Consider the following 23,540-nt stretch of genomic DNA (forward strand, 5'->3'; position numbering starts at 1 on the left):
ATAAAAAAAAAACGGGCGTTTTTTGCATCCGTTTTAGATAGTTTTGCATGTATTTTATATTTTTTTAATATTCCTGACATAAACACGTACATATATGTAAGATATCATGACACAAGCGGCCGAGCCCCAAACCCATTGAAGGGACCAAGTCACCGCACACCCAACGCAGGTCGCAAGCAAGATGGCTCCGGAAAGAGCATAGCCATTCAGACCTGAGCGGTTACGCAGCTTGTATAACGGATAGGCAGCGGATAAAAACAAATGCGCGTAAAATACAACGCCCGCCGGTACCACCTCCTCCATAAATGGCACGGCAGCCAGCGGTATGGCGCACAGAAACACGCCCATTGCATAGATCCGCCGGGTGCTTGATAAGAACCCGCATGAGCCATGCAGCGCATGAAGCATCCCGAGCAAGGACACGCCGGCTCCAATAGCGAACGACGAGAGCAGAAGCAGCAGGAGTAAGTAAAGTACCGGCAAAGCAAGCTCGCTTGGGATGACAGCCAACATGTCTGGCAGAGGTATCGGAGATGCACCGGAAGGCTGAGACAGGGAAAGCAGATACAGCAAAATAATAGAGCCCGCTAAGGGCAAAGCACACCAACATGCTGTAGCAAGCCGGAAGGTCATGCGGCTTCTTTCTTTTTTGATAAGCGAGTATTCGGGGTAGACTAACATTTGCAGCATGAGCCGTCCCGCGAACAGGCCGGCATAAGCCAGCGTACCGGCAAGAAGATACTTGGGATCTGCTTGCAAAAGATGCAGCTCTTGAAGCTGCAGCCATGTCGGATCAATGCCCTTAAGCAGGTATACCGATACGGGGATAAACGTCAAGGCGGCAAAGAAAAACACAAACAGCCATAGACCGACCCGGTGAAACCCGTTGATGCCTCCCAGTCCCGCATACACCAATGTGAAGGCGAGAAGCAGCGCAATCGTAAGCAGCGGCGGAATGCCAAACATGCTATTCAACAAATAGCCGGCAAACCATGTATTAAGCACCAGTCCTTCGCTGACTGCAGCCAGAAGAACAATAAGCATCGGAATATGGCTTTTACCGCGGAACAGCCTTCTCAAGTATTCCGTAACATTATCGCTGCTTGCGATCTCATTCCTTCTCATCTCCAGTCTGTTAACAACCGCTGCCATTACAACAACTCCAGCTAAAGCAAGAACCGCTCCGCCTGCATAGTGGTACCGGTAGGTTACGGCTATCGGGATGAACAACGGCAGCCCGCTGACGAAGTGAATGAGAAGCAGGAAAATGCCGTGAGACAAGCGAAGCTCCCGATGAGGGAGAAAATAGTGAGAGACATGCCGATGCTCGCCAATCTCCTTCATATGTACAATGAGCAATACAATGGCTAGAAATAAAATGACATACCAATCCATTACTGACCCTGCCCCTTGAATTTGCTTGGCGTAACGCCTGTAATTTTTTTGAAGGCGTTGCTGAAGTGATTCTGGCTGGAGAAGCCCGCCCGCTCCGCTATGACCGTCATGCTCCAATCCGGGTGCTGCTCCAGCAGCTTCTTGGACTGGTTAATGCGGTAGGATAGAAGGTATTCCTGGAACGTTTCCCCGATCTCGTCTGAGAAGCAATGGCTCAAATAAGATGGATTAATCGGAATTTCCTTCGCAATATCGTTTAGACTCAGCTTTTGGGAGTAGCTTTCCTGGATTCGCTTAAGCACATGCTGCACATGAGGCGAACGGCCCACCTTGTAATGATGCTTGCTGAGCCACTTTTCAATCGTGTCGTACAGCTCGCTCTCCAGAAAGGGCTTTACCAAATAATCGAGAACCTCCAGTTGTATAGCCTTCTTCGCATAGTTGAAGTCTTGATGGGCCGATACGATCACGATATCCATATCCGGCTGCCGTTCCACCATACGCTCGGACAGCTTAAGTCCGTCTTCATTCGGCAGGAGGATGTCAACAAAGGCCAACTGGATGGCATGCGAATCCAGCACCCGCATCGCTGTTACCGCATCTTCTCCGCAAAAGCATTGAAAATGAGGGTATTTCCGCCGAATTAAATATTCCATCTGTTCAAGCTCCAAGTATTCATCATCAACGATTAGAATGTTCATTTCCTTCATCTCCCGGAACATAAGGCCATCTGGCCGTTGCAACTGTTTGATTCCAATTGTTCTTCCGCAAGGTCAGCGATGTCGGCAGGTCGAATACAAGCTCCAGCCGCTGACGGACGTTAGAGAGTCCAATACCGTCCCCTTGAGAATCACCGATTTCGCCGGTTCCATTATCCACCACGGATAATTCAACCCAATTCCCTTCTCGCTTCAAGCCAATAAAACAATATTTCTCGCCGACTCGTTGTTCCAATCCATGCTTGAAGGCATTTTCCACCAGCGTCTGCAGGGTATACGGAGGCACCTGACAGTAGAGCAGCTCGCTGTCAATATCATAGTCGATCTGCAATCTTGGTCCGAAACGAAGCTGCTGAATCGCTAAGTAGTTGTTCGTATGCTCCAGTTCCGATTGGAAGGAGACGAGATGCTTCTGTTCGTTGTCCCGGTAACGGTAGCGGAGAAAGAGAGAGAACCGCTCCAAGCCAGCGGTTAAATCCCGGTGCCGATTCAGTCGACTGAGCGACAGGAGCGCATTAAGCGTGTTAAATAAGAAATGGGGTTGAATTTGTTCGTTTAATTGATTGTATTTGCTGACATGAAGCTCTTTTTCAAGCCGTATCCTTACATTCTCCAGTTCCAATATATCCAGCTCGTGATCGAGCAAACGGAGCATCAGCAGAATAGCTACGCTTATGATCGGGGCTAGTACGCCTAGAAAAACGATGACAACAAACACCTGACTTACCTTCCTCCCTCCATCGAAGAGTAACGATTTGGGGCCGATTATCGGATTACAAGCTCCTATCAGCAGTATAATCAATAGAAGCATACTTGATAAGTTATTTCACAGCTAAGAGATATGAGAAACATACAAATAAAAAAGAGCCGCACAAACTTCTGTGGGCTCTTATCTCCCTATACTTAACCTACGATACCGCTTCGCTCCATGCTTTCGACGAAATGCCTTTGCACGAATAAGTACATAATAATGAGCGGAAGAATCGCCAGAAGGACACTCCCACCGTCGAGTCATACATATCTACCGGCATCAGCAGCGTCACAATCCAGAGCACAAGAGAGATCATCACAAAGTATATCCAGCCCATCGCGGAGCTAAGCCCGAAATCAAAGGCTCTAAAGGCTGTCTCGTGAATTTGTCTGCTCGTCTGGCTCGTTGTCAGGTTGTCGACCATGGAATACATGAACCCGGATCCGGGTATACCTCGATCCCCTGACTGGATGCACCATTTAAAAATTATGATACAGCTTCATGAGCTCCCTCCTCTAGCGATAACCACACGCGGTCCGGCTGCATTACTCTATCCCTCTTCGGCCTATCTGTAAAATAAAAGCCGGTTGGCATAGGCATTGCGGTAATCCGTTGGAGTTAATCCCGTAATTCTCTTAAAGCTATGCATGAACGGATGGCTGTCCTGGTAGCCAAGCTGTTGAGAAATTTCTTTGATACTTAAATTGGTATCCGCCAAAAGCGATTTAGCGGCATCCATCTTTTCTTGAAGTAAGTATTGTTTCAGAGGCATTCCCGAAATCTCAGAAAACAAGAAGGACAAGTACTTGGCATTATAACCAAAATGCTCTGCCAATTGGCTGACCTTCAAATTCTCCTTCCGATTCCATTTGATATAATCGACAATGTCATTGAAAAGCTGCTGCTGCTTTAATTTTTTGCCCGTTTGGTTCTGCACGAAATAGAGCTGATTGTATAGTTCGCACAATATTCCCGTGGTCAAATAATTATTCAGCGTCTGCTCCCGGTAGCTGCGGACGGAATCCTGAAGCTGCTTGAGCAATACGATCAATTTATCCGGACTTCGGAGTGTCCCTTTCTCCGGAATCCATACTTTTCCCGGCTCATAGCCCGGATCATGTTCTTCGATCAGGTAACCACCCTGAACGGAAAAATGGAGCCAATAAAAGCTGCAGTCCGACTCCCGGTAACCGGCTTGCTCAGCTCCCGGCGGCATAAGCAGGAAATCCCCCTCGTTCAGGACATGACGCTCGTTGCCTTTGGCTATATATAACGTTCCTCTGGTTTGGATAAACAGTTCAAACTCGTACAGCATGCGGTGCATATGCATCCACTCCGGAGACGGCGCGACAAATTTCCCGGTCATTACCAGGGATACCGGCCGATCTACGCGGAAGCTGAAGCTGGTCATGAGCCGCCATCCTTTCTGCCCTTTTTACACCTCATTGTAGAACAAATCAAACAAAGCGGCTAGGCCCATTCAAATAAACTTCCTTTTTGACACATAATCAAACCTTACGCCATTTACCGGACATGCCAGCTAGTAATAAGCTTTTATCATATTCGCGAGAGGATGATGTTCATGAAGGCTGTAACAAGCAATACGATTTTGAACCATTTTGGGTTGGACCGGGTGACATTGTACAGTGAATACCAAACGAACGCCTTTCAGAAAGAATTGGACTATTTGCGCAGTTATGACGTGGACCGGCTGCTTGCCGGATTCAGGGAGACAAGCGGTCTTAAGCCAAAAGCAGACAAGTATCCCGGCTGGGAGAATACCGAAATCCGCGGCCATACGTTAGGACATTATTTAACGGCCGTATCCCAAGCCTATGCTCAAACGCAGGATTTCGGGCTGCTCGAGAAGCTGAAATATATGGTTGCAGAGCTGGCTGAAGCCCAGCAGGACAGCGGTTATTTATCCGCTTTTCCCGAGACTTTGTTTGACAATGTAGAGAATCGGAAGCCCGCGTGGGTTCCTTGGTACACCATGCACAAAATCATTGCCGGACTAATTGCCATCTATCAGGCAACCAAGCTGCAGCAGGCTTATGAGGTTGTGAGCCGCCTTGGCGACTGGGTTGCGGAACGTTCCTGTTCCTGGTCGGAGGAACTTCAAGCGACCGTTCTTGCGGTAGAATACGGCGGCATGAACGACTGCATGTATGATTTGTACAAGCTCTCCGGCAACAGCCGTCATCTGGAAGCCGCTCACAAGTTCGATGAGATCCGTTTATTCGAAGCGCTTCGGGAAGGAAGGGATGTCCTTAGAGGCAAGCATGCCAATACCATGATTCCGAAGTTTATCGGTGCCTTGAACCGTTATTTAACGCTAGGCGAAAGCCAGCGATGCTACCTGGAAGCGGCGGTTAACTTCTGGGATACGGTCGTCTATCATCACAGCTATCTCACCGGCGGCAACAGCGAGTGCGAGCATTTCGGAGAGCCGGATATGCTGGACGGCAAACGCTCGGACGTAACCTGCGAAACCTGTAACAGCTACAATATGCTGAAGCTGACCAAAGAACTGTTCAAGCTCACGCAAAACAGCAAATACGCCGATTTTTACGAGAGGACGTATATAAATGCCATCCTTTCCTCGCAAAATCCGGAAACCGGCATGACGATGTATTTCCAGCCGATGGCCACGGGCTACTTTAAAATTTACAGCTCGCCCTTTGAACACTTTTGGTGCTGTACGGGTACGGGAATGGAGAGCTTTACCAAGCTGAATGACAGCATCTACTTCCATTTGGACCATAATCTTTATATTAATCAATTCTACAGCAGCAGGCTGGATTGGTCGGAGCAGCAAACCGTTGTTACGCAGACGACTTCGCTGCCGCATAGCGACCTTGTTCATGTTACGATAGGCACGGATAGTCCCAAACGGCTTGCTATTCATATTCGTATCCCTTATTGGGCCGCTGGAGAGGTCGACATCATGCTTAACGGAGAAGCGGTTATTGCTTCTGTTCAGCAGCAGTATGTTGTTCTTGACCGGATCTGGCAGGATGGGGATACCATTGAAGCTCGGATTCCAATGAAGGTGTCTTTCTCATCTCTGCCGGATGCTCCTCATGTCATTGGCCTGCAATATGGTCCCGTCGTTCTCAGCGCCGCGCTAGGCAAGGAAGATATGGTTGAATCAAGAACCGGGGTCATCGTTAACATCGCGACAAGAAGGATGGCTGTTAAGGATTATGTCGTGCCTCAAGGGATGAGCGTCAAAGAATGGTTTAGCCGCTTTGATAAGCATGTCGTCCGCGATGGGAATGAACTGGCTTTTACTTTAAAAAATACCGATATGGATGAACAGTTGATCTTTACTCCCCATTATCTGCAGCACCATGAAAGATACGGCATTTATTGGAGCTTCCTGGATGATGAATCCGAAGAGCTACGGCAGCATAAGGAAGCCGTGATCCGGGAACGCGAGTTAAGAGAAGCTACGATTGATTCTGTGCAGGTTGGTAATGATCAATATGAATTGGAGCATCAAATCGAGGGCGAGCGCACGCATGGCGGTACGTGGGAAGGATTAAACGGCAGAATGGCGGAAAACGGCGGATGGTTCAGCTATTTAATGAAAATTGAGCAGGATGCAGCGTTATCTGTTACCTTTAACCGTATGCATACGGACAGAAGCTTTGGCATTTATATCGACGATACGCTTCTGGCAACCGAGACCTTCCCAGACGCCTGGAAGCGAAGTTTCTATGAAAAGACGTTTGAGCTTCCCCATGCTTTAACAGCAGGCAAAACATCCGTAACCGTTAAGTTCATGCCAATCGGGAAGATAAACGGCATTTATGGCGTTCTAAGGACGATCAAGCATACGAGAGATAAATAGTAAGGAAAGAAATAAGAGCGTCTCGGCATTGGACGCTCCTTTTCTACCTGACATAGGATTAGTCAATTTTGATGGCTTGAGCACCGATGCCAATCTTCTTAATTAACGCAATTGCCTGCTCTTTCTCTTCTACGGAAAGACCTTGCATCAGCGATTCGATGACTTGCGCATGCGACGGAAATATATTCCGCAATAACTCTGCGCCTTCATCCGTCATTTCAGCGTAAGTTACCCTGCGGTCCTCCGGGCATGCAACACGTCTCAAATAACCCTTCTTTTCCAGCTTATCAATCGTGTAGGTCATGCCGCCGCTTGTGACTAGTATTTTTTCTCCGATACGTTGAATGGAATACTTGCCTTTATGATACAGCAGCTCTAGCACTGTAAATTCCGTTTCAGACAAACCGTGCTTCTTCATATCTTTAACTGCACGTTCCATCGTCACTTTATATGCTTTGGATAAGACAACAAAAAGCTTCAAAGATAAATCCTGATTAGAATTCATAGAATAGGGTTTCACCTCAATGTTCAAACCAAATCTCTTTTGCTAACGTAAATATACACCGCGCAAGATTACAGAAGCAACCTTAGTCTAACGAAAAGAGCCTTCTACACGTCTAGGTGTATAAGGCTCTTCGTTCTTAGAATCTGATTATTGCTGACCTGCTTTGATCCATTCCGCAACAGATACCGTGCGCTTCGCTTGATGCTTCACGGCGTTTTGAACATCTTCAACCATTTTTCCGTCTTGAACCGTGACGCTTGTGCCGTATGGATTTCCGCCGGCCGCAAATAGGGAAGAATCGGTATAACCCGGTGCAACCACAATCGCGCCCCAGTGATACATAATCGTGTAAATGCCAAGTGCCGTTTGCTCTTGACCGCCATGCGCATTTTGTGCCGAAGTCATTGCGCTAACCGCTTTATTTGCGAGCTTGCCGGTGAACCAGAGTCCGCCAGTTTGATCCAGGAATTGTTTTAACGGTCCTGGCATGCTGCCAAATCGGGTAGGTACGCTAAAGATAATCGCATCTGCCCACTCCAAATCGTCTAGCGTAGCGTTAGGAACATTTTTCGTCTCCTCGACATGAGCTTTCCACGCCGGATTGGACTCAATCGCATCCGCCGGAGCGAGCTCAGGCACTTTTAGGATTCTTACTTCCGCGCCCTTTTCTCTTGCCCCTTCAGCTGCCCATTGTGCCATTTTGTAGTTTGTTCCCGTCATGCTGTAGTAGATAACCGCCAATTTAACGTTTTCCATTTCTTTTCTCTCCTCTTTTTCAGTTCCTAAAATTTTTTGCCAAAAACCCATTTATCATGCAACTCCTATCCATTCAATGCCGGGATGGCATTTAAATGTTTTGTATTTTAATTATTGCCTCATTTCTTACTCTTGAGCTCTCTTACTTCGATAGGCAAAAGATTCGCCTCGATGGTTGCGCGGTGAGGCTCGTACCACGAAGGAAGCATTAGTGTCTGACCCAGCTCCTCCTGCGTTTCGTCATTCGCGAATCCCGGCGGATCTGTAGCAATTTCAAACAAAATGCCGCCGTTCTCGCGGAAGTAAATCGCATTAAAATATTGGCGATCAATGATTGGAGTAGGACGCAAACCGTTGTTAGCAGCCATATGCTGCCATTCCTGATGCTCTACAAAGTCTTTGGCACGCCATGCAATATGATGAACGGTGCCTGCGCCGCCCGCACCCCACGGAATATTATGCAAAGGGACATCAATAATGTTGCCGATCGAACCAAAAGCCTGAAACCGTGCGTACTTTCCGTCTTCTCCGACTTTTTCTAACCCAAGGACATTAGTCAGCACATTCATGGTTTCCTTAGCATTCGTGCTTAATAAAATCGCTCCGCCGAATCCTTTAATGGCTTTATCTGCCGGAACACCTCCGAAAGACCACTCACTCAGGGCACCTTCCTCGCGCTCGACAATCTCAAGTCTCAATCCATCATTATCGGAAAATTGTAAATACTCTTCCGAAAACCGGGAAGTCTTCACAAACGAAATATCGAATTGAGCTAATCTTTCCTCCCAAAAGCTCAAAGAACCTGTCGGCACGACATAGGTGGTCGTACCAACCTGTCCGCCGCCGATTTCGCCTCTTTGCGCACCGCGTGAAGGGAAGAACGTAATGATCGTACCCGGATTGCCCGCTTTATCACCGAAATACAAGTGATAGACATCAGGCGCATCGAAGTTAATGGTTTTCTTTACAAGCCTCAAACCAAGTACGCCTGCATAAAAATCAACATTCCTCTGCGGGTCGCCTGCAAAAGCTGTAATATGGTGAATTCCAGCGGTTTGCAAAGTCATGGAATTTCCCCCTCATATGATTGAAGTTAACCTTTCGTGCCTAAGATATAGAATCTGTTGATATAAAGGAACTGATTATAACCGCCCCTATATATCTCGAAATTAATTATCTTAAATCTAAGATACAATGATCAAAGATAAATGTCAATGGTTGATTTTTAGAAGCCTTGCGTCTGAACTAATGATTATTAAGGCACGAATAATAATAATGGATCTTCAGTGCTCTTTCATTATTTTTATTATAAATGCATGGCAATTTAATTATTCATTTGTCACCCCTAACTATTCCAACCAAACTGGATTAACAGCTCCCCGAAGCTAGATCGCATGACATTCCTGTGGATGCTTCAATGGTTTCCTGTTTCTCTATTTCCTGAATCATTCTAACCAAACGAGTCTCAAGCTTCTCGACGGTCATTATATCTCCGCCAAACCCGAAATACTCGCCACCTTTCTGCAATAACAAGGTAGGAAAACTCTGCACGCCGAGCTGCTGAAGCATCGCAATATCCGCGTGGGCATCTTTGGTGGAAACCGCAGACTCAAACTGACCTTGAACACCATCAGGGTCGAGGTTATGAGCCATCGCAATATCTCTGTATGTTGCCGGATCGCTAAGGCTCTTGCCTTCATAATAAAACGCGTGCTGCATCGAAGAGGCTAAATCATAGGCACGCTCTGGTGCAAAGGTACGCAATGCGGAAAAGCCTTTAGCTGCTATCTCAGAGTCCATGACAAAATGCCCTTCCTCCAGCAGTGATTGGTATGAGGTGCCAAACTCTGCACCCGTTAACTGACTGATTCTTTTATTCGCTTCTGGAACATGCGGGAATGAACCTATTGGCCGTTTATTCCGGCCAACAAACAAGCCCCCAGACCATACAGTTAAGGGCAATTCGGGATGATTCTCATGAAAAATCTGAAGGGTCTTCGAGAATCCGTAACACCAGCCGCAATAAGCATCCCATGCGTAAATAAGGGCAAGATCGTTTTGTTTCATCAAACATCGTTCTCCTCCAAGGTATTTTAACCGTTTTTAATTGTAACTATAATTGTTACAACTAAGACAATAATTGCAACCACTGGGATTGTCAACTGACTATTTAAACCTGAGTGTCTCCGCTCCAATAAACTTCATTGCTTGCGGAGCAAATACATAAAATAAACGATCAAGAATAGAGCATACAAAATACCCGACAATAGGAACATCGCGGCATAGCCTGTAAGTGACACAACAACCCCCAGCAGGATAGAGCCGAACCCAATGCCAAGATCCAGGAAGTTATAATACGTCGCCGAAGCGAGGCCACGGCGTTCCTGCTCCACCAAGTTAATGACCCAAGCCTGCAGAGCAGGGAACAAAGCTCCAAAGCCCGCCCCGCTGAATACCCCGGCCAGAAGCAGCATCATCAGCGAGTCCGTATAGTACAGCAGTACGCAGCCGACGATGCAAAAGACCGGAGCTGGGATTAACACCCACGAAGCCCCTTTCCGATCGAATAACGGACCGCTCACGAATCGGATAAGCACCTCGCTGATTGCCACGACAAGAAAAAAACAACCTGTCTCCTTGATGCCGATTTCCATGCTGAACAAGGTCACAAAGCTGAGCAGTCCTCCAAATGAAAAGCCAACAAATGAACCAAGGAATGACGGCACAAGCACCTTTGGCTCAATAATCTCCGTCCACGCGGAATGCTTGCGCACGGTTGAACCGTATGCGGGCGGGGCTGGCGCTGGAATTGCCTCCGTCAGCTCCCCAGTCTTTCGAACGAGCAGCAGCAGGACTAAAGCAATAGCAAGGATGATCACTCCGGCGCCAAACAATACGGAGAAATCGTATTGATCTAGGAGCCATAATCCAAACAACGGTCCAAGTGAGAAAGAGATAGCGTTGCCCATTGCGAAATAGCCCATCCCTTCCCCTCGGCGTGCTGCTGGAATCACATCGGATACAAGCGTGACGTAAAGAGCGGTTGCAATACCAAAGCCAAAGCCATGGATAACTCGCAGCGTCAACAAGGCTGAAACCGAATTGGCTGCATAATGGCTGGCCATTCCGATCAGACTAATCAACACGCCGATTAGGAGCATTTTTCGCTTGCCGAACTTTTTTAGTCCGAAGCTAATAAGAAGCCTTGACAGTACAGCTGAGAATGTAAAGATGCCAAGCAGCATTCCAATCTGCGACCCGCTCCCTCCACGCTCGTCAGCAAATATAGGAAGTGTAGGCAGCAGCATCTCTATTGCGACATATAAGAGCAAGTTGGAGAGTCCAAGCAGTATAAAGCTTTTTGTCCAGAGCCTTTCTCGAGAGCTCATGAAATTCACTTCCAGTCTTTATCATTGTTTTTTAATTATGCCTTTCTTCAAAGCTGGCAGAATGGATCATATCACTGCCATATTTAAGTACACCGTGACTTCATCACATAACTCTTTTCCAATTTTTTTATTGAATAGAAATGCGAATTTCAGGGTAAGTTGGCTCAAAAAAATAGACAATCCACATCAATCATGGACCGTCTCCAATTCAACTACTATGTACAAATTAGACTTGTGAAAATAAATCGTTGTGAGCCTCTGGCATGCTTGGATGCGTATTCCAATCCCATATTCCAAAAAGAAGGGCTGCCCAAGGCAGCCCTTCTTCATTATTTTGCGCGAATATTCATGCTCTTCAACATTCATTAATTCTTGGTCTGAATAGGCTGAAGGACAAAATCATTCACGACTTTCGTGAATTCCTTCGGGCTCTCGACATGGCTCATATGACCGCCTGCTTCAAAGGTGTAAAGCTGCGAGTTAGGCATTTTCTCGTCCATTTCGGCTGCCCAACGCGGGCCGCAGTTGAAATCGTGCTCTCCGACCAAAATGAGAGTAGGCGTATCTATCGTATATAAAACCTCCCTCACATCCCAAGTATGCGGATTTCGAGGAATTAGGTAAAAATTCAAATTGTCTTTCCACTCCTTGAACTCCTCCGGCAGGTTCCAATAATTGCCGAAGAATGCGGGTAACAACCGCCCCAACAGGGTTAGGAACGATTCGCTGTCTTGCGCGGCTCCCGATCCTAGGTCCATCCAAGCCTGCAACGCATCTTGAGCTTCCGGTCGATCCGGCCAGCGCTCAGCATAAAGCTTGATTTGCCGTGTCTGCTCCATTCCGAGTTCGGGTACCATGCATGGAGCACTGCTATGGAGAATGAGTCCCCCGATCTCATCCGGGTAATCTAAAGCATATTGAAGTCCCACAAAGCCTCCATGCGAATGACCCAAGAAGTAGGGCTTCTCGGCTCCAATGTGCTCAGCAATCTTATGCGCATGATAAGCGTATCGCGGCATGCTGTAATCCCCGTCTGGGAACAGCCCTGACTCTCCCGTTCCTATAGGCTCGATATAGACAACGGTCATGGTTTGTTCAAGCAGGGGCATGCGCATATACATCCAATTGAACCCGGGACCTCCTGCATGAACCAGACAAACCGGCCCGCTGCCGGCGATGTGAAAGCTTTGCACTACTCCGTCGATCAAAATTTTATAGGGTCTCGGCGTCGTCATAACGTATCTCTCCAATCTCAAATAAAAGCGCCTTTTCTGGCATGCAAAGGAAAATCAAAGACCCGGATACGTAATATTATATTTTCTGGAGACTTCTTCAAGCTTCTGGAAAAACTCGGGAGTAGGAGGCGAAATTTGAGCTTCCATTCCTTCCACGTAGGGAACGCCAAGCTCCATCACAAAGGAATCAAATCCCGCAGGATAGGCCGTAACTAAGAATCTAGCCTTTTTCGATTTCACTTTAAAGGTATGTGGAATGCCGCGAGGGGCGAATACATATTCTCCTGGTTGCACTAAAAACGTGTCATCTCCAAGAATCATCTCCAGCTCTCCGTCCAACACGTAAAAAGATTCGTCTTCGTTTCCGTGGATGTGAAGCGGCGGGCCGTCATTCTCATTAGCGGAACAATGCACCACGCAAAATTCCCCGTTTGTATCTTCTCCGCTAACCAAGATGGAATTAATGTCGGTTAAGAATAAGTACGTATTGTCAGTGTCGGATTTACGACGCATTACTCCTGCTTTGCTTTGATTGTTCATGGTTTTCCCAGTCCCCTCTAGTTGTCGATTTTTTACCTGCGCAGTAACGAGATCGATCATTCTCATAATAAGAATTCTCTTCATGTTTTGTCAACGCATCCACAACAATCTTAATATTTCATAATTTCTTCCTATCGGTCATTTGTTCGTGATTTATATTTTACCGATCGTTCTCATTATGATAAAATCGTAAGGAAGGGGTGAACACGATGACAAGAAGCAAAGAGTTCGATGAAAATGAAGTACTTCTAAAAGCGATGCATTTATTCTGGGAAAAGGGTTATGAAAAAACCTCTCTTCAGGACCTTGTTGACCATATGGGTATACATCGCAGAAGCATGTATGCTACTTTTGGCGATAAGCATAGCCTCTTTGTAAAGACGTTGGAGCTGTACGAGAAACAGAAAAGAGAAACTCTTCTGGCAGCAATAACGCGCGGATTTACGGCGAAACAAGTCATTCGCTTCATGTTTGATTATTTGATTGAAGTAGACGACGATCGACCGTTAGGCTGCTTATTTGTGAATTCTGTAACCGAACTGGCTATGAGGGATCCGGAGGTACGAGAAATAACAACCGAAGGTTTTAATTACACGGAGAAAGTTTTCATAGATCTCATTCAAAAAGCCCAGCATTCGGGCGAGATTCCAATTGATAAGGATGCCGAGATACTTGCAGCTAGTTTGCAGACTACGCTTATTGGATTAAGAGTCTTAGTTCGAACGTCAACGGATAAAAAGAAGCTGCATCAAATAGCGGATGCTTCCATAGCGATACTTGACGCTTAATGCTTGACGTTTGAAGCTTGCTCGCATAAATATTTCACGTTACGCAGCAAAAAACAAAGAAAGCTTGATTTCTCAAGCTTTCTTTGTTTTTTTGTTTGCCAAGATTTCTTCCTTTTTATCTATCATCTTCCCTTTCCTTCCGCCAATCAAAATTCAAGTCAAGTTACACAGCCCATACCGGAAAAAAATGTATCTTTACTGATCGATTCCTATAAGATATGATTTGCTTGCGGATAAGGAGAATGATCATTCTCCGTAGAAAGAAATCCGCTTACTGCACCCGCATGCAATGCGGAAATCGACGCTTCGGAAGGCAGCGGGCAGACCGGCCAATTCTTCCTTACTTACAATCAACTGACATGGAAAAGTTTCATGAATGCTGCAAACAAACCCTCACAACCAACTACTCATCAATTTGTTTATTATAAGAATAAGGTTATTGTACTCATGTATCATCATAGTGATGTGAAGGAAAGCAGCGAAACCATTTCCCCGAGTCGTTTCAATGCTCTAATGAAGGTTTTGAAGGATAATGGTTATCATGTAATCAGCGTAGAGCAATTTGCGGACTTTATGCATAACAAAACCACGGTGCCGGACAATGCCGTTGTCATTACTTTCGATGACGGTTATGAAACTGCCGAATACAAGGCTCGGGTTGAAGAGGATGTGATCGCGTTCCCATACGGAGTCTATAGCCCTACGGTTAAGCAGATTGAGAAAAATGCGGGTGTTACTCTGTTCTTCACAACAAAACCTGGCATCAACAAACAAGGGACAGATGAAATCTTCCGCCTTAATGCAGGATCGCCATCACTCTCAAGCACCAAATTCCTCGAACGGCTAAAGAAGTACCGCTAAATTCAAATACGAAGCCGCAAAAAGGATACCCTTTGCCGTATAAGGCAAAGGATATCCTTCTATTGTGCAAGTGAATTCCTTCATCGGTTGAATCGGATTGCTCTTCAAGATATCTTTCACTTCCTGATAGCCCTCAAGCTACACTTCATCTACCTCTAGCCTGACCGATTGGTATCCCGGTTTCTTTGCTTTGCCTACAGCAATCGATTGTGCCGCCAAAGGTTGAATATACCCTAACCAATTACGGATCTTCATTTGATGCTGCTTTCTCATGTTAAACGGCCCGTCTTGCTTACTCTTAAGATTTACCTTCGGTGGCTGCCTTCTGCGCTGCCAGCTTCCGTCGATACTCCAGTGCCGGAAGTCCGCCCCAGCCCCAGTTGTCGGTGTCGACTTCTTCGATCACCACGAATGTCGATTCCAGCGGTTTATTCAGCACGTTAAGCAGCAATTCGCTAACGCCCTTGATGAGGGCTGCTTTCTCTTCGGCTGTCACCGAATCACGGTCAGGCGTCGTGCCCTCTCGCGTAACTTGAATATTTACGATTGGCATAATATTACCCTCCATTCATTTATGATCAGATTTGATTGCGGAATTTATCTCGAATATATTAGTGTCCGGCGCTTTGGCCGCCGTCCACGTGAAGAATTTCACCCGTTACAAACTGTGCCGAATCCAAGTAGAGCACTGCTTCGACGATCTCTTGTTCCTCACCCATACGACCCATCGGATGCAGCTTGGCCAAAAAATCATGCGTTTCTGGCGCATGCATTGGCGTTTTGATAACGCCTGGTGACACCGCGTTCACCCGGATGCCGCGTTTCGCATATTCAATCGCCAGCGCTTTCGTCGTGGAGTTCAAACCGCCCTTCGTCAAGTTTGCAAGCGCGGAAGGAACTTGCTCCGTCGGCGAATCCGTTAAGCTTGTCGTGATGCTGATAACGTGGCCAGTGCCTTGTTTCAGCATTTGCACAAGCGCGCGCTGCGTCAGATGGAAGAAGCCAACCACGTTCGTGCCCATGTATCTTGTGAAGTCTTCCTCGGTGTACTCCGTGAATGGCTTCGCGATGAAGATACCCGCATTGTTGATCAGCGTGTCGACGCGGCCGAATTTCTCCAATGCTTCATCGATTAGTCGCTGCGCGACGTTAGGTTCCACGACGTCTCCCGCTACGATATGCACGTGCTTGCCTGTTGGATCGATATCCTTCGCGGCTTCCGCCAGCGCTTGTTCACGGCGTCCGTTGATAACGACATTTGCGCCGCGTTTTACTAGTTCCACTGCCATTGCTTTGCCAAGTCCGCTGCTGCCGCCGGTAATGACATATACTTTTCCTTGATTGCTCATATTATTATCGCTCCCCGTTTGTATTATTAATTATTGTTCAAACCAATTTTCAACGCTTTTGCAATCGATACGGTGCGGTTAGCTTGATGCGCTGCCGCTCCGCGCGCGTCCTCTTTGATTTTGCCGTCTTGACCAACGGTCACGCTTGTGCCGTACGGGTTCCCTCCGGCTGTGAAAACCGCCTGGTCGGTGAAGCCAGGTGCGGCAACGATAGCGCCCCAGTGGTACATGGACGTGTACAGCTGCAGGATCGTCTGCTCTTGTCCCGCATTCGGATTTGTAGCGGATGTCATTGCGCTAACGACTTTATTAACCGTTTTACCTTGCGCCCATAGACCGCCGGTCGTATCGAGGAATTGCTTCAATTGCGCCGGCAAATTCCCGAATCGGGTCGGCATGCTGAAAATAATGGCATCCGCCCACTCCAAATCCTCTATCGTCGCGGTCGGCACGTTCTTCGTCGCCTCGAGATGCGCTTTCCAGGACGGTTGGCCGTCCACCACGGACTGAGGTGCTGTTTCTGCAACCTTCAAGATTTTCACTTCCGCCCCGGCCTCACGGCCGCCTTCCGCTGCCCATTGGGCCAATTGGTAGTTGGTCCCGTTTGAGCTATAGTAAATAACGGCTAATTTCACGTTAGTAGTTGTCATTGTAGTGTTCTCCTTTTTAAACCAATTAAAAATCCCCATTTATTATCGCTCCAAACTTTACGTGTATGATGAAATTAAGATACCGGCGTGCTGTTTATTACCTCTGGAATGCGTTAATCAGATCAGCAGGCGATTGAAGGCCTGTTAAGGCTTGCTTATCGTTGATGATGTAGAAAGGTACGCCTCTTATACCAAGCTTTTGCGCGTCGCTCTGTCCTTCTTCCACCTTCTCAAGTCCCTCTCCTTGAAGGAGCCGCGCCTTGAGTGCCGCTGGATCGCTCGTAACTCCGCTCGCTTGAGCGATTTTCACAAGCTCGTCCACATCGCCGAGATTAACGCCTTCTTCAAAATAAGCCGTATATAATCGCTCGAGCAATTGCGATTGCAGATGCTCCGGCGTAATGGCGATCAGTTGGTGCGACAACACTGAATTTGGCGTATATTTCACCAAATCCATATTATAATTCAAGCCAAAGTGTGCGCCGGTTTGATTATATTGCTTCATTCTAGCTTCGAATTGTGCTTCTCCGCCCAAGCGGCCGATCATGACCTTGCGGTAATCCTCGCCTTCCTTGCGAATGCCGGGATTCAGTTGGTACGCATGATAGCGAACCGTAGCGTTCGTGCCTTCCGGCAGCTCCTTCAGCGCGGTTCTGAGGCTTGCATCTCCCATTCGGCACCACGGACACACCGTATCCATATAAACGTCGATCGTTACGTTCTTCATAATGCTGCCTCCCCCACCGGTTTAACCGACTTAATGTGCTCTACGTACGCTTTACTGCTTTGAGCCAAACGCTCAGGCGTCACGTCCGACGTGTCATTAACCGAGAAGTGCGGCAAGTATACAGCGCTAATGAAGCGCGCGCTTGCTTGAATCGGCGCCAGGATTTGTTCCAGCGTTAAACGGTTGGATCCCGTAGGCTGGTAGGATTCCGTCGTGCCGTAAGTCGAGATGGCTACGCCGATTTCTTTGCCGGTTGTCGCAGTCGCTTCCGGACCGTAAGCCCAGTTGTAGAGCAACACGCCGTCGAACCATTTTTTGAGCAGCGGCGGCATGTTGTACCAATAAAGCGGATATTGGAAAATGATACGGTCATGCGCTTCAACGAGCTGCTGCTCGCGCTGAACGTTGATGTTCTCGCTCGGATATTCCTTATACAGCTCGTGGATCGTGATGTCGCCGTTCTTCTTTAATTCTTCGACCCATGCTTTGTTCCAGTTGGATGCTTCCAAATTCGGGTGCGCTACAATTACGAGAGTTTTCATTAGATAGCTCCATTCGATAGTGGTTAGTTGTTTTTGAAAAAGGCTGCGTTATGCATGAAGATGCTTTCCTGTTTCTGAATCAGAGGACCATTCACCTCCGAAAGCCGCCTCACCTCGATCCACTCGGGATCGGCGCGGAATCGTTCGTAGTTCTCATTGCGCGCTTCCATGTCGGGATGCTCAACGACATAGAATAGGCGATTGTTTGCGTCATCCGCGTCCACCCAAAAATGCTTGATCGTCATCCCATGCTTCTCGAACAAGGCAACGACATGTTTATCAAAACGTTCTAAAATGGCATCCATTTTGCCCGGGTTAACATCGTATACTCTCAACTCATATAACATTTGCTCACCTCCTTAAAGAAGTTTCGTCTTTGAAACGGCATGTCATACGTCAGCTGTTTGATTTAACTATCTATTAAAAGGTAGGTAATAGAGAGAAAAAAATCCGCCTTCTTATTAATTTTAAAATAAAGCGGATATTACTCGTTCTCAATCATTTGGTTTCTTTTTTGGCACGGATGTCGTTACGTATTTTTCGTCTTTAATTATCTTTGCGATATATAACATCTGTCCCATGTGTTCCGAAAGATGTGCGGCACACTGTATATAAATTTCTAAATTCGTTTGCTCGCGATTTCCATTCGATAAAGCCGATCTTAGCTCTTCAAATAGCGTGTTAACTGCTTCAAGTAATTCAGGCATTGTCGTAAATTGCGCTTCAAATTCCTGATCGCGATCTCTGGAAAATGGCTTATTATTAATTCCCATGCCTATACGCTCATTGACGTAACCATAAAGATGAATAATTAAATTAGATATGCTGTTACTTGACGCGTTGGGCCGCCAATTAACTTGATCCTCGTCCAACTGATTCAGTACCAAAGAGATCCTTCTCTCAATGGCATCAAACCTGTCCTGAAATACCGCATTGAAATCCATCGAAATCACCTCATTCCATCCTATATCATTTATGGCGTGAAATCATGAACGACTGGTCTGTTTTAATTTCGGTCACAAATGAATCATACAACGAGTTTGCTATCATGCATAATACAAATTCGCGATATTAATCATCGCAATTTCAGATACCTATCCCATGAGCGATTGACGCGACTTTGATGACAGCAAAAAAAGCCGCATAGTATGCGACTTCTGTACGTCTTTGCATGCTTTTCATATGTAATCTTACACGGAGCCTTGTTCCAACAACAGCGAGAGGAACTGCCTGGTTCGCTCCTCCCGGGGCTGTCCGAAGATCTGCTCCGGAGGCCCTTCTTCCACAATGACGCCGCCGTCTAGCAGGATGATGCGGTCCGCGACTTCGCGGGCGAACTTCATCTCGTGAGTGACAATCATCATCGTCCGTCCCTCCTCCGCCAGCTCTCGGATGACCTTCAGCACCTCGCGCACGAGCTCGGGATCGAGAGCCGACGTCGGCTCGTCGAACAGCAGCAGCTCCGGGTCAATCGACATCGCCCGCGCGATGCCGACCCGTTGCTGCTGGCCGCCGGAGAGTTGATGCGGGTACGCGTCTGCACGGTCGGCCAATCCGACCTTCGCGAGCAGCTGAAGCGCCTTCGCCCGTGCTTCTGTCTTTGGCGTGCGCCGCACCGTTATTTGCCCCTCCATCACGTTCTGCAGAGCGGTGAAATGCGGAAACAAATGATACGCCTGAAAGACCATGCCCGACTGGCGGCGCAGCGCAAGCACGTCCGCCTTCCGCGGCTTCGCGTCCGCGCGGAACTCCAGCCGTGCCTTCCCGATCACGACCGTACCCGAGGTAGGCACCTCCAGCACATTCAAACAACGCAGCAGCGTTGATTTCCCCGAGCCCGAAGGTCCGATTACGACTAGCACCTGGCCTTGCTCCAATGTCAAATCAATGCCGCGAAGAACGGACGTGCCGCCGAATGATTTGGTTAACTCGCGGACTTCGATCATGCGGACGAAACCTCCTTTCTATTTCGTTTAGGAATCGGAGCATGAGGGCCTTTCGAATGCCGCTCCTCCAAATTAAACGGTGGAATAACGATCGAAATACCGTTCCAGCTGCCGCTGCAGCACCGCCAGCACCGTGCAGAAGATCAAATAGATAAGCGCGACCTCGCAATAAATCAAGAGCGGCTCGTAGACGGCCGCCGTAATTTGCTGACCTTTCTGAAACAGCTCCGTCACCGTCACGGTTGCCGCCAGAGACGTATCCTTCACCAAAGATATGAACGAATTCGACAGCGGCGGCACCGAGACGCGCGCTGCCTGCGGCAGAATAATGCGGCGCAGCGCCTGCAGCCTCGTCTCCCCCAGCGAATACGCCGCTTCCCACTGCCCTTTGGGGATAGAGACGATTGCCGCGCGGATGATCTCTGAACCGTAAGCGCCAACGCTGAGCGTGAAGCCGATGACTGCCGCCGGAAACGCGTCAATCAGAATGCCGAGACTCGGCAGCCCGTAAAAGATTATAAACAGCTGGACAAGCAGAGGCGTTCCTCGGATAATCCAAACGTAAAACCCCGCCACCCAGGCAAGCGGTGAGAATTCGGACAGCCGCGCGAGCGCCGTCAGCATTGCCAGTACCAGCCCCAGCGCAAACGAAATCAACGTGAGCGGCACGGTAAACGCAATCCCCGCTTGCAAGAGAGGCAGGAATGAATCAGTGAAAATATCCAGATTCGTTTGTTCGTTCATGATGCCAACCCGCCCTTTTTTACTTCGAGACATCCTCGCCGAAATAGGTTTTGGAAATCTCCAGGTACCTGCCGTCGGCCTTCATATCCTCAAGCGCCTTATTCACGGCGTCGACAAGCCCCGTGTTCCCTTTGCGGAAAAGCATGCCGCTTTGCGATACATTGTCCGTCTCCGCCACCACCTTGATCGGAACGTCGGGACGTGCTTTCTTCAAATCGAGAAAAGACAGCTTGTCGTTGATGGTCGCGTCGATCCGGCCGGAAGTGAGCAGATCAATCGCCTGGTTGAAGCCGTCGACGGAGACGAGCTCGGCGCCGTTTGCTTTCGCGATATCGCCGAGATCGCTGGTGAGCGACTGACCGGATTTCTTGCCTTTCAGATCCGCCAGACTCTTAATGGTGGTATTGTTCTGCTTCACGATCAGAACGGCCTTCGAAAGAATATAAGGCTCCGAGAAATCGTACTTCTCCTTCCGGTCGTCCCGGATCGTGACTTCGTTCGCGACCATATCGAAGCGCTTGGCGTCCAATCCGGCGAGCATGCCATCCCACTTGGTCTCCACGAACTTCGCTTTGACTCCGATCCTCTTGGCGACCTCCTCCGCGATTTCCACGTCAAATCCCGTCAGCTTGCCGCTCTTATCATGGAAGGTGAACGGCGCGTAAGTTCCCTCCGTGCCGATCGTAATCTCGCCGGCTGATTTGACCGCCGTCAGCAAATCGTCGGCTGCGGAGCCCGCATTGCCGCCGCTTGTCGAATTGCCCGTGCCGGAGCCCGCGTTACTTCCGGCATTCGTATTGGTTCCGTTATCATTATTTTTTGCGCCGCATGCCGTTCCCGCGAGCAGAATCGCCGCGGACAGCATCATAACGCCAATGCCTCGCTGCCAGGTTTGCATGGCAAATCCCTCCTTTTATTCGAGGATAGTATGCCGGCTTTTCCCTTCGTTTATCCCGCAAGTTTCAAACAACCGGTGCCTCCTCAGAAATCAGACTCCATCATTTCTTCGTTCTTCATAACGTTTCGTTATTGCCCTCAAACATAGAGGAAGTACAAGGATAGGCGAAGGAATGATAAAGTTAGCACATAGCCAAGCCAAACCATGTGAACGGAGGTTAAAGCAAAGCACATGTGGTTATTATAAATTCGCAATTGACGCCATGACCAAGAAAGCAAAGAAAACCAAGTGTCCTTGTTCGGACCGAGTTTACTATGACATATTAGCCTTAGCAGGTTTTTAATAACAGAATGATTCTGGAGGTATTCCCATGACAAAAAAAATTCTTATGGTGCTCACGAACGCGGAGAAATTGAGCGAAGACGAACGGACGGGCATGTGGCTGTCAGAATTCGGCGAACCTTATGCCGCATTCCGCAACAAAAATTATAAAATTACGATTGCAAGCCCACTAGGCGGTAAAGCGCCAATCGATCATCGGAGCTTGGAAGGCACGTCCCAAGACATGCTGGACTTGATCCCGCTCACCGAAATTACGGTAAAGCTTGAACAAGTCAAAGATATCGCTGACTATGATGCCATCTTCCTTCCAGGCGGCCACGGAACGATGTTCGACCTGCCAGGCAACAAGCTGCTTCAATCTATGATTTCAACGTTGTACGAAGCCGGAAAACCGGTAGTTGCGGTCTGCCATGGTCCCGCGGGCCTCGTTGAAGTCAAGCTGTCTGACGGCTCATCCCTGATCAGCGGCAAGAAAGTAGCTGTATTTACGGATGAGGAAGAAAGCGAAACGGGGCTTGCCAAATATATGCCGTTCCTTTTGGAATCACGGTTCAGAGAGCTGGGAGCAAGTGTAATAGCCGCGCCTAACTGGACAGATAACGTTCAAGTAGACGGCAATCTCATTACCGGCCAGAATCCGCAATCGGCTGAAAGCGCGGCTAAGGCACTCATCGAAATGCTGGAAGGTTAATAAGGAGGTTCACATGAGCACTATTGCCATCGTTGCTATCCTGAAAGCTCGCAAAGGGTTCGAACAACAGCTTCGCGAGCTTCTGCTCGCAGTCGTTCCCCCGTCACGCGCAGAAGAAGGCTGCTTAAGTTATGTTCTGCATGAAAATCCGGAAGATCCTAATGAGTTCGTATTTTACGAGACATGGAAGGATGAAGCTGCGCTTCAAGATCATTTGGCTTCGTCTCATTATAAAAATTATCGCCAATCGGCGGAAGCATGGCTAGAGCAAAGAGAAGTGTACAGAGTAAATCCATTAGCGATTCAATAACTAGGAGGAACTTATAATGACAACTCAACTTACGACTTCCCTAAACCAAAAAATCATGAAAGGCTGGAAAATGCATCACAACAGCCTCATTGAACTCGTGGCTCAACTGCCCGACACAAGCGGCAATTGGCGTCCATGGGACGGCGGCTGGACTACGCTGGAGCTTATCCATCATCTGGCTTGGACGCCCGAGTTCTTTTTCGCCCAAATTGAAAAGCGCGATATGAACATTCCGCCCGTTCCGTCAACCCTTGCGGAAGCACGCGAGCTTATCAAGAAGCTGACGGAGGTAACGGAGCAAAAGCTGGCCTCTTATAACGATACCGAGCTTCAAAAAGTGGCTACTATTAATATCAACGGAGTTAATGTCACGGAGCCGGTCGAAGAAATGTTCCATCGCCTGGTTGCCCACGAGGCCCATCACAAAGGCCAGCTGTTCATCTATGCCCGCCAGCTTGGCGTGACCAATCCGCCGTTCTATGTTGACTTAAGCGTTAAATAAATAACAACTTGCAATCCCAAAGAGCGGCCTTTCTTCCAAGGTCA

28 protein-coding genes are annotated in these 23,540 nt (G+C 48.0%); 6 read left to right on the forward strand and 22 right to left on the reverse strand.

What is annotated here, in order from left to right; genetic code table 11:
• Positions 1-54: 54 nt before the first annotated feature.
• The 5 genes from M3194_RS21280 to M3194_RS21300 all read right to left on the reverse strand — a co-directional run bounded on the left by M3194_RS21280 (position 55) and on the right by M3194_RS21300 (position 4,276).
• Positions 55-1,395: a hypothetical protein gene (locus M3194_RS21280; protein WP_251656089.1), complete on the reverse strand. Its 1,341-nt coding sequence runs from the start codon at positions 1,393-1,395 to the stop codon at positions 55-57.
• Positions 1,395-2,096: a response regulator transcription factor gene (locus M3194_RS21285; RefSeq protein ID WP_251656090.1), complete on the reverse strand. Its 702-nt coding sequence runs from the start codon at positions 2,094-2,096 to the stop codon at positions 1,395-1,397. The genes M3194_RS21280 and M3194_RS21285 overlap by 1 nt, the downstream gene beginning before the upstream one ends.
• Positions 2,077-2,832 carry a sensor histidine kinase gene (locus M3194_RS21290; protein ID WP_251656091.1) on the reverse strand — a complete coding sequence of 252 codons (756 nt, stop codon included), beginning with the start codon at positions 2,830-2,832 and terminating at the stop codon, positions 2,077-2,079. Before M3194_RS21290 ends, M3194_RS21285 begins: the two co-directional genes overlap by 20 nt.
• Before the next feature lie 190 nt (positions 2,833-3,022).
• Positions 3,023-3,298 carry a hypothetical protein gene (locus tag M3194_RS21295; RefSeq protein WP_251656092.1) on the reverse strand — a complete coding sequence of 92 codons (276 nt, stop codon included), beginning with the start codon at positions 3,296-3,298 and terminating at the stop codon, positions 3,023-3,025.
• A gap of 132 nt (positions 3,299-3,430) precedes the next feature.
• Positions 3,431-4,276, reverse strand: coding sequence for an AraC family transcriptional regulator (locus M3194_RS21300; RefSeq protein WP_251656093.1), 846 nt, complete (start codon positions 4,274-4,276; stop codon positions 3,431-3,433).
• A gap of 171 nt (positions 4,277-4,447) precedes the next feature.
• Between M3194_RS21300 and M3194_RS21305 the strand changes: the two genes are divergently transcribed.
• Positions 4,448-6,721 carry a glycoside hydrolase family 127 protein gene (locus M3194_RS21305; protein ID WP_251656094.1) on the forward strand — a complete coding sequence of 758 codons (2,274 nt, stop codon included), beginning with the start codon at positions 4,448-4,450 and terminating at the stop codon, positions 6,719-6,721.
• A gap of 58 nt (positions 6,722-6,779) precedes the next feature.
• Here the strand turns inward: M3194_RS21305 and M3194_RS21310 are convergent, their stop codons facing one another.
• The 7 genes from M3194_RS21310 to M3194_RS21340 all read right to left on the reverse strand — a co-directional run bounded on the left by M3194_RS21310 (position 6,780) and on the right by M3194_RS21340 (position 13,212).
• Complete coding sequence (locus M3194_RS21310; RefSeq protein ID WP_251656216.1) at positions 6,780-7,226, reverse strand: MarR family winged helix-turn-helix transcriptional regulator; 447 nt, start codon at positions 7,224-7,226, stop codon at positions 6,780-6,782.
• Positions 7,227-7,373: 147 nt separating this feature from the next.
• Positions 7,374-7,982: an NAD(P)H:quinone oxidoreductase gene (wrbA, locus tag M3194_RS21315; RefSeq protein ID WP_251656095.1), complete on the reverse strand. Its 609-nt coding sequence runs from the start codon at positions 7,980-7,982 to the stop codon at positions 7,374-7,376.
• Positions 7,983-8,101: 119 nt separating this feature from the next.
• Complete coding sequence (locus tag M3194_RS21320) at positions 8,102-9,049, reverse strand: ring-cleaving dioxygenase (protein ID WP_251656096.1); 948 nt, start codon at positions 9,047-9,049, stop codon at positions 8,102-8,104.
• 301 nt (positions 9,050-9,350) lie between these two features.
• Positions 9,351-10,049, reverse strand: coding sequence for a DsbA family protein (locus M3194_RS21325; RefSeq protein WP_251656097.1), 699 nt, complete (start codon positions 10,047-10,049; stop codon positions 9,351-9,353).
• A 134-nt stretch (positions 10,050-10,183) separates the two neighbouring features.
• Positions 10,184-11,371: an MFS transporter gene (locus tag M3194_RS21330; RefSeq protein WP_251656098.1), complete on the reverse strand. Its 1,188-nt coding sequence runs from the start codon at positions 11,369-11,371 to the stop codon at positions 10,184-10,186.
• A 365-nt stretch (positions 11,372-11,736) separates the two neighbouring features.
• Complete coding sequence (locus M3194_RS21335; protein ID WP_251656099.1) at positions 11,737-12,606, reverse strand: alpha/beta fold hydrolase; 870 nt, start codon at positions 12,604-12,606, stop codon at positions 11,737-11,739.
• Between the two features lie 54 nt (positions 12,607-12,660).
• Positions 12,661-13,212 carry a quercetin 2,3-dioxygenase gene (locus tag M3194_RS21340; RefSeq protein ID WP_251656100.1) on the reverse strand — a complete coding sequence of 184 codons (552 nt, stop codon included), beginning with the start codon at positions 13,210-13,212 and terminating at the stop codon, positions 12,661-12,663.
• 143 nt (positions 13,213-13,355) lie between these two features.
• Here M3194_RS21340 and M3194_RS21345 point away from each other — a divergent pair, with 143 nt between their 5' ends.
• On the forward strand, positions 13,356-13,934 hold the full coding sequence (locus M3194_RS21345) for a TetR/AcrR family transcriptional regulator (RefSeq protein ID WP_251656101.1): 579 nt from the start codon (positions 13,356-13,358) through the stop codon (positions 13,932-13,934).
• A 372-nt stretch (positions 13,935-14,306) separates the two neighbouring features.
• Entirely contained in the window at positions 14,307-14,795 is a 489-nt protein-coding gene (locus M3194_RS21350; protein WP_251656102.1) for a polysaccharide deacetylase family protein, read from the forward strand.
• Positions 14,796-15,093: 298 nt separating this feature from the next.
• Here the strand turns inward: M3194_RS21350 and M3194_RS21355 are convergent, their stop codons facing one another.
• The 10 genes from M3194_RS21355 to M3194_RS21400 form a co-directional block, all read right to left on the reverse strand.
• On the reverse strand, positions 15,094-15,348 hold the full coding sequence (locus tag M3194_RS21355; protein ID WP_251656103.1) for a tautomerase family protein: 255 nt from the start codon (positions 15,346-15,348) through the stop codon (positions 15,094-15,096).
• A gap of 58 nt (positions 15,349-15,406) precedes the next feature.
• Positions 15,407-16,144, reverse strand: coding sequence for an SDR family NAD(P)-dependent oxidoreductase (locus M3194_RS21360; protein ID WP_251656104.1), 738 nt, complete (start codon positions 16,142-16,144; stop codon positions 15,407-15,409).
• Between the two features lie 26 nt (positions 16,145-16,170).
• Positions 16,171-16,794, reverse strand: coding sequence for an NAD(P)H:quinone oxidoreductase (gene wrbA / locus M3194_RS21365; RefSeq protein ID WP_251656105.1), 624 nt, complete (start codon positions 16,792-16,794; stop codon positions 16,171-16,173).
• Positions 16,795-16,891: 97 nt separating this feature from the next.
• Positions 16,892-17,521 (reverse strand): DsbA family oxidoreductase, encoded by a 630-nt coding sequence (locus M3194_RS21370; protein ID WP_251656106.1) that lies wholly within the window; start codon positions 17,519-17,521, stop codon positions 16,892-16,894.
• Positions 17,518-18,063 (reverse strand): NAD(P)H-dependent oxidoreductase, encoded by a 546-nt coding sequence (locus M3194_RS21375; RefSeq protein WP_251656107.1) that lies wholly within the window; start codon positions 18,061-18,063, stop codon positions 17,518-17,520. Before M3194_RS21375 ends, M3194_RS21370 begins: the two co-directional genes overlap by 4 nt.
• A gap of 23 nt (positions 18,064-18,086) precedes the next feature.
• Complete coding sequence (locus M3194_RS21380; protein ID WP_251656108.1) at positions 18,087-18,410, reverse strand: NIPSNAP family protein; 324 nt, start codon at positions 18,408-18,410, stop codon at positions 18,087-18,089.
• A 147-nt stretch (positions 18,411-18,557) separates the two neighbouring features.
• Entirely contained in the window at positions 18,558-19,007 is a 450-nt protein-coding gene (locus M3194_RS21385; RefSeq protein WP_251656109.1) for a DUF1572 family protein, read from the reverse strand.
• A gap of 246 nt (positions 19,008-19,253) precedes the next feature.
• The gene (locus tag M3194_RS21390; protein ID WP_251656110.1) at positions 19,254-20,009 is read right to left on the reverse strand and encodes an amino acid ABC transporter ATP-binding protein; all 756 of its coding nucleotides are present in this window, start codon (positions 20,007-20,009) and stop codon (positions 19,254-19,256) included.
• A 72-nt stretch (positions 20,010-20,081) separates the two neighbouring features.
• Entirely contained in the window at positions 20,082-20,753 is a 672-nt protein-coding gene (locus tag M3194_RS21395) for an amino acid ABC transporter permease (protein WP_251656111.1), read from the reverse strand.
• 19 nt (positions 20,754-20,772) lie between these two features.
• The gene (locus tag M3194_RS21400; protein ID WP_251656112.1) at positions 20,773-21,651 is read right to left on the reverse strand and encodes an amino acid ABC transporter substrate-binding protein; all 879 of its coding nucleotides are present in this window, start codon (positions 21,649-21,651) and stop codon (positions 20,773-20,775) included.
• A 370-nt stretch (positions 21,652-22,021) separates the two neighbouring features.
• Here M3194_RS21400 and M3194_RS21405 point away from each other — a divergent pair, with 370 nt between their 5' ends.
• From M3194_RS21405 to M3194_RS21415, 3 genes are read left to right on the forward strand one after another with little or no spacing between them, the layout of a single operon-like run.
• Positions 22,022-22,684, forward strand: coding sequence for a type 1 glutamine amidotransferase domain-containing protein (locus M3194_RS21405; RefSeq protein WP_251656113.1), 663 nt, complete (start codon positions 22,022-22,024; stop codon positions 22,682-22,684).
• A 13-nt stretch (positions 22,685-22,697) separates the two neighbouring features.
• Positions 22,698-22,994 (forward strand): putative quinol monooxygenase, encoded by a 297-nt coding sequence (locus M3194_RS21410; RefSeq protein WP_251656114.1) that lies wholly within the window; start codon positions 22,698-22,700, stop codon positions 22,992-22,994.
• Between the two features lie 16 nt (positions 22,995-23,010).
• Positions 23,011-23,496 (forward strand): DinB family protein, encoded by a 486-nt coding sequence (locus M3194_RS21415; RefSeq protein ID WP_251656115.1) that lies wholly within the window; start codon positions 23,011-23,013, stop codon positions 23,494-23,496.
• The last annotated feature ends 44 nt before the right edge of the window (positions 23,497-23,540 follow it).

It is taken from the genome of Paenibacillus glycanilyticus (genome assembly GCF_023715145.1).
GTDB lineage: Bacteria > Bacillota > Bacilli > Paenibacillales > Paenibacillaceae > Pristimantibacillus > Pristimantibacillus glycanilyticus_A.

What these genes read in the sequence shown, in the direction of transcription:
- M3194_RS21280 (WP_251656089.1), bottom strand. Translation starts at nt 1,395, where the DNA reads ATGGATTGGTATGTCATTTTATTTCTAGCCATTGTATTGCTCATTGTA.
- M3194_RS21285 (WP_251656090.1), bottom strand. Translation starts at nt 2,096, where the DNA reads ATGAACATTCTAATCGTTGATGATGAATACTTGGAGCTTGAACAGATG.
- M3194_RS21295 (WP_251656092.1), bottom strand. Translation starts at nt 3,298, where the DNA reads ATGTATTCCATGGTCGACAACCTGACAACGAGCCAGACGAGCAGACAA.
- M3194_RS21300 (WP_251656093.1), bottom strand. Translation starts at nt 4,276, where the DNA reads ATGACCAGCTTCAGCTTCCGCGTAGATCGGCCGGTATCCCTGGTAATG.
- M3194_RS21305 (WP_251656094.1), top strand. Translation starts at nt 4,448, where the DNA reads ATGAAGGCTGTAACAAGCAATACGATTTTGAACCATTTTGGGTTGGAC.
- M3194_RS21310 (WP_251656216.1), bottom strand. Translation starts at nt 7,226, where the DNA reads ATGAATTCTAATCAGGATTTATCTTTGAAGCTTTTTGTTGTCTTATCC.
- wrbA (WP_251656095.1), bottom strand. Translation starts at nt 7,982, where the DNA reads ATGGAAAACGTTAAATTGGCGGTTATCTACTACAGCATGACGGGAACA.
- M3194_RS21320 (WP_251656096.1), bottom strand. Translation starts at nt 9,049, where the DNA reads ATGACTTTGCAAACCGCTGGAATTCACCATATTACAGCTTTTGCAGGC.
- M3194_RS21325 (WP_251656097.1), bottom strand. Translation starts at nt 10,049, where the DNA reads ATGAAACAAAACGATCTTGCCCTTATTTACGCATGGGATGCTTATTGC.
- M3194_RS21330 (WP_251656098.1), bottom strand. Translation starts at nt 11,371, where the DNA reads ATGAGCTCTCGAGAAAGGCTCTGGACAAAAAGCTTTATACTGCTTGGA.
- M3194_RS21335 (WP_251656099.1), bottom strand. Translation starts at nt 12,606, where the DNA reads ATGACGACGCCGAGACCCTATAAAATTTTGATCGACGGAGTAGTGCAA.
- M3194_RS21340 (WP_251656100.1), bottom strand. Translation starts at nt 13,212, where the DNA reads ATGAGAATGATCGATCTCGTTACTGCGCAGGTAAAAAATCGACAACTA.
- M3194_RS21345 (WP_251656101.1), top strand. Translation starts at nt 13,356, where the DNA reads ATGACAAGAAGCAAAGAGTTCGATGAAAATGAAGTACTTCTAAAAGCG.
- M3194_RS21350 (WP_251656102.1), top strand. Translation starts at nt 14,307, where the DNA reads ATGAATGCTGCAAACAAACCCTCACAACCAACTACTCATCAATTTGTT.
- M3194_RS21355 (WP_251656103.1), bottom strand. Translation starts at nt 15,348, where the DNA reads ATGCCAATCGTAAATATTCAAGTTACGCGAGAGGGCACGACGCCTGAC.
- M3194_RS21360 (WP_251656104.1), bottom strand. Translation starts at nt 16,144, where the DNA reads ATGAGCAATCAAGGAAAAGTATATGTCATTACCGGCGGCAGCAGCGGA.
- wrbA (WP_251656105.1), bottom strand. Translation starts at nt 16,794, where the DNA reads ATGACAACTACTAACGTGAAATTAGCCGTTATTTACTATAGCTCAAAC.
- M3194_RS21370 (WP_251656106.1), bottom strand. Translation starts at nt 17,521, where the DNA reads ATGAAGAACGTAACGATCGACGTTTATATGGATACGGTGTGTCCGTGG.
- M3194_RS21375 (WP_251656107.1), bottom strand. Translation starts at nt 18,063, where the DNA reads ATGAAAACTCTCGTAATTGTAGCGCACCCGAATTTGGAAGCATCCAAC.
- M3194_RS21380 (WP_251656108.1), bottom strand. Translation starts at nt 18,410, where the DNA reads ATGTTATATGAGTTGAGAGTATACGATGTTAACCCGGGCAAAATGGAT.
- M3194_RS21385 (WP_251656109.1), bottom strand. Translation starts at nt 19,007, where the DNA reads ATGGATTTCAATGCGGTATTTCAGGACAGGTTTGATGCCATTGAGAGA.
- M3194_RS21390 (WP_251656110.1), bottom strand. Translation starts at nt 20,009, where the DNA reads ATGATCGAAGTCCGCGAGTTAACCAAATCATTCGGCGGCACGTCCGTT.
- M3194_RS21395 (WP_251656111.1), bottom strand. Translation starts at nt 20,753, where the DNA reads ATGAACGAACAAACGAATCTGGATATTTTCACTGATTCATTCCTGCCT.
- M3194_RS21400 (WP_251656112.1), bottom strand. Translation starts at nt 21,651, where the DNA reads ATGCAAACCTGGCAGCGAGGCATTGGCGTTATGATGCTGTCCGCGGCG.
- M3194_RS21405 (WP_251656113.1), top strand. Translation starts at nt 22,022, where the DNA reads ATGACAAAAAAAATTCTTATGGTGCTCACGAACGCGGAGAAATTGAGC.
- M3194_RS21410 (WP_251656114.1), top strand. Translation starts at nt 22,698, where the DNA reads ATGAGCACTATTGCCATCGTTGCTATCCTGAAAGCTCGCAAAGGGTTC.
- M3194_RS21415 (WP_251656115.1), top strand. Translation starts at nt 23,011, where the DNA reads ATGACAACTCAACTTACGACTTCCCTAAACCAAAAAATCATGAAAGGC.